The organism is Chamaesiphon sp. OTE_75_metabat_556, assembly GCF_031378165.1.
GTDB lineage: Bacteria > Cyanobacteriota > Cyanobacteriia > Cyanobacteriales > Chamaesiphonaceae > Chamaesiphon.
This window is the reverse complement of the sequence record NZ_JANNDR010000097.1, coordinates 1-4,090: the sequence shown is the minus strand read 5'-3', so window position 1 is coordinate 4,090 and position 4,090 is coordinate 1. Positions and strand designations below refer to the sequence as shown.

Here is a 4,090-nt window from a genome sequence, read left to right as displayed (position 1 = left end):
GGGAGGTTTCGAGGGCGGGGATGATGCCTTCTAGCTTGGATAATAACTGAAAAGCTACTAGAGCTTGAGCGTCAGTGACACTATAGTACTCAGCTCGTCCCAAATCTTTGAGATAGCTATGTTCTGGCCCTACCCCAGGATAGTCTAATCCGGCACTGATCGAATGTGCTTCGGTGACTTGGCCGTCGTTATCTTGCAGTAGATAGCTCATCGCTCCATGCAATACGCCCGGACGTCCTTTGGTGAGGGTGGCAGCATGTTTGTCGGTATCGACCCCTTCACCAGCCGCTTCGACCCCAATCAGCCGCACGCTTGGCTCCTTGACGAATTCGTGAAATAGTCCCATCGCATTGGAACCACCACCGATACAAGCGAGGAGAATATCTGGTAAACCGCCCCATTTTTCCAGGGCTTGCGCGCGAGTTTCCACGCCGATAATCGCATGAAAATCCCGGACGATCATCGGGTAGGGATGAGGGCCAGCAACAGATCCAAGGATATAGTGCGTTGTCTCCACATTTGTGACCCAATCCCGAATCGCTTCGGAAGTCGCGTCTTTGAGCGTACCCGTACCCGCAGCTACTGGCCGCACTTCGGCACCGAGCAATTGCATCCGAAACACGTTCAATTCCTGGCGTTTCATATCTTCCACGCCCATGAAGATGACACAATCTAATCCAAACCGAGCGCAGACAGTAGCTGTTGCCACTCCATGCTGTCCCGCACCCGTCTCGGCAATCACCCGTTGTTTGCCCATGCGTTTGGCGAGGAGGACTTGCGCTAGCGCATTGTTAATCTTGTGCGCGCCCGTATGATTGAGGTCTTCGCGTTTGAGGTAAATCTGGGCACCAGTACCATCGGGACGCGCATAACGCTCGGTGAGGCGTTCGGCAAAATAGAGTGGGCTGGGTCTGCCCACATAATCGCGGAGCAGTCCGTTGAGTTGCTGGTGGAATTCGGGATCTTGGGTATGACGGCGGTATTCGGCTTCAAACTCCAGCAATGCAGGCATCAGCGTTTCTGGGACGTATTTCCCCCCAAACTTGCCAAACCGACCGAGATTGTCTGGCTGTTGAAGCGGTAACTGACGATTTTGGTTGGGTGAAAGGGGCGTTTGGGTCATAAGGTTGGTGGTGGGGATCTGCTGAAGTTGTGGCAAACCAAGGCGATCGTGGTTTAAATGAACCTAGAATTGCGATCGACAGGAGGATAATTCACTCGATCGACTATTATACCGTTGCTCGCTCGTCCCGATCCACGATCGAAAAGAGGGCAATCTCCTTGAGATTACCCTCTTGTGATCAGTCCGACCGCTCCAAGTCTTGCTTCGCTAGCGATCGAAATTAAATTTTTCAACTCTCATCGCATCCAATACGGTTCGGTTAAACAAATAGATGTTCTAGTATTAGTCCGCGTAGGCGGACTTTGCATCATTAGCTGCGACTTCAGTCGTCAGCTAACCGAACCGGATTGTCATCGCATCTACTTCACGATAGTTTTGCCTCGGACTCTCACACTTCGCAAAATGCCGATTTAGCGATAGTAACGGTAGTCACGACGATAACCGCGATCGTCGCCTCGGTAATATCGATCGCGAGGCTCGTAGTATCCCCGTCCCCAGCGGGAGCGAGCTTCCCGTTCCCGTTGCCATTCTAACCGCCGCCGATAGCGATCTGCTTCCCAGTTTGAATAGTAGCCACGGTCGCGCCCAGGGCCAATTTTCAAAATTACTTGGGCGTGCAGATCTCCGGCTGGTTGTTGGACGACTGAGGCCGGATTACTAGTCGCAGCCATTGCTTGAGAGGCGGGTAAGATCGCAATTGCCCCAAGTAAGCCGATTGCTAGTGTAGTAATTTTTGACATATATAAACCATCCTCATAGTGACGTAACGTCGCTCGTCAACGTAACAGGCTGAAGTTCATCCGAATAAGTAGATTAATTTAAGTTTATCGTATTCTTGACGCTTTCATCATCCATCAAAAGTAGCACTTTTTAGCTGTTTTTATCTATCAAAAGTCATCGTGTATCCAGTAAAAAAGCATGACTATAGTCACAGGCGGCGATCAACACTCAACTTTGATTATCTCGATTAAATACTTCGCATTCCGAAATTAATTATAAGACATCAATTTGGTGGAGTTCTGAAAATTAAAAAGATGGCAATCTAATGTATTAGATTGCCCCGACTAATTTAAATTGTAGCTTAAATTATCAATAGTCAAGACTTAGCGATCGCGACGGTATTCGCCATGATAGCTGCGATCGTTATATGAGTTGTTATCGCGGCGGTAATCACTATAACGATCGTTGTAGCGTCCATATTTGCGGTAGCGAGGGTTTGCGGCTTCCCATCGCGCTCTTGCTTCCCGTTCGCGAACCAATTCCAATTGACGACGACGTGCTTCCCAGCCTTGGCGGCGATCTAAATTCTGATATGTCTGAGGTGTAGTCACCACAATTACTTGCGGACTGGTGGATCTCGCTGGTTGCTGGATGATGACTGGAGTACTATCGTAAACAGGTCGCGCTTGCGCTGCTGGGACGATCGAGATTGCGGTGAGTAGGCCGATGGCTAACGATGTAAATTTCAACATGGATAAATCCTCGTAGTTCCGGAAGAGTGATTTGGGAAAGAGCGGGTTGGGAATCGATTCGTTCTCGATTGCTATCACCTTAGCTCGATCGGCCTCAGTCGATCTTCGAGCTAAGGTCATGCTTTTCATTTATTTCTACCTATCGGAAGTAACGATCTAGCAAGTAGCAAAATCGTGACTATAGTTAGCAACTAAACAACGTTGTTCGTCGTCTGAACGGCAATTTTTAAACGAATTAGACCTGTCATGCTTGGCGATCTTCTCTAAAATCCAACCAGAAGCCAGAAACCCGACTTCAAGAAGTCGGGTTTCTCTGCTATTGCCACTGTAATCTCTAAATTAGCTCATCTCTAACATTCGTTGTATCGGTCGGAGCGCAGCCAATCGAACATCTTCAGGCATCGTAATTTCTGGCGATCGATTTTTCATGGCTAAATACAATTTTTCCAATGTATTCAACCGCATGTGCGGACACTCATTACACGCACAATTATTTATTGGTGGTGCTGGAATAAACTCTTTGTGAGGTTGAGCTTTTTGCATCTGGTGAATGATACCTGGCTCGGTGGCAATGATAAATTGCATACTCTGACTCTGCGCTGTGTATTTCAACAATGCACTCGTCGAACCGATAAAATCAGCATGTTGCAATACTGCCTCTTCACATTCTGGATGAGCGATAATTTCCGCATCAGGATAGTTAACTTTTAACTGCACCAACTTCTTCTCTGAAAAAGTCTCATGCACCATACAACTGCCTTGCCATAACACCAGTTCCCGCTCGGCTTGCTGCATCACATATCGACCCAAATTGCGATCGGGCGCAAAGATAATTCCCTGTTCTAATGGAATCTGTTTGACGATTTTGACAGCATTAGAACTCGTACAGATAATATCACTTAGAGCCTTGATTTCTGCCGTACAGTTAATATAAGAAATTACAATGTGGTCGAGATATTTAGCTTTGAATTCGGCGAATTTATCGGGCGGACAACTATCCGCCAGCGAACATCCTGCTGCCAAGTCTGGTAATAATACTAACTTATTGGGATTTAAAATCTTGGCAGTCTCCGCCATAAAGTGGACGCCAGCGAACACGATAACATCGGCGTCGGTACTCGCGGCTCTGCGGGATAATTCGAGTGAGTCACCAATAAAATCTGCCACGTCCTGAATCTCTGAATCTTGGTAATAATGTGCCAGGATGACCGCATTGAGCGATTTTTTCAATTCTTGAATTGCCGCTACAACATCAACGGGGATACGCTCTGAATTAGCAGTCGGACGGGCAGTGACAAACATCTGGGTAGTTGGTTTGGGAGTATTTGGGTCGATCTATTCCAATTATAGTAGATTTTACCAAAATGCCAAGTGGGTCAGCTTACTACTAGCCAAAATTATAGTAAAAAGCACTACGAGTGATATCGTAGTGCTGTTATCGATCTTGCAAGATCGATCGAATGACTCGATCTTACGGTCGTACAGTCGCTGCTCT

Annotated in this window: 4 protein-coding genes; all 4 read right to left on the bottom strand. The window is 47.3% G+C overall.

Features of this window, described 5'->3' with window-relative positions:
* The coding region (gene trpB, locus RMO27_RS04325) for a tryptophan synthase subunit beta (RefSeq protein ID WP_309729472.1) at positions 1-1,123 on the bottom strand (1,123 nt) is incomplete at its 3' end.
* A 410-nt stretch (positions 1,124-1,533) separates the two neighbouring features.
* On the bottom strand, positions 1,534-1,863 hold the full coding sequence (locus RMO27_RS04320) for a hypothetical protein (RefSeq protein WP_309729470.1): 330 nt from the start codon (positions 1,861-1,863) through the stop codon (positions 1,534-1,536).
* Between the two features lie 363 nt (positions 1,864-2,226).
* Entirely contained in the window at positions 2,227-2,595 is a 369-nt protein-coding gene (locus RMO27_RS04315; protein WP_309729468.1) for a hypothetical protein, read from the bottom strand.
* A gap of 339 nt (positions 2,596-2,934) precedes the next feature.
* The gene (nadA, locus tag RMO27_RS04310; RefSeq protein ID WP_309729465.1) at positions 2,935-3,897 is read right to left on the bottom strand and encodes a quinolinate synthase NadA; all 963 of its coding nucleotides are present in this window, start codon (positions 3,895-3,897) and stop codon (positions 2,935-2,937) included.
* Positions 3,898-4,090: the final 193 nt, after the last annotated feature.

Bases quoted from the DNA above. Each gene is read 5' to 3' on its own strand.
- RMO27_RS04320 (WP_309729470.1), bottom strand. From the start codon at position 1,863: ATGTCAAAAATTACTACACTAGCAATCGGCTTACTTGGGGCAATTGCG.
- RMO27_RS04315 (WP_309729468.1), bottom strand. From the start codon at position 2,595: ATGTTGAAATTTACATCGTTAGCCATCGGCCTACTCACCGCAATCTCG.
- nadA (WP_309729465.1), bottom strand. From the start codon at position 3,897: ATGTTTGTCACTGCCCGTCCGACTGCTAATTCAGAGCGTATCCCCGTT.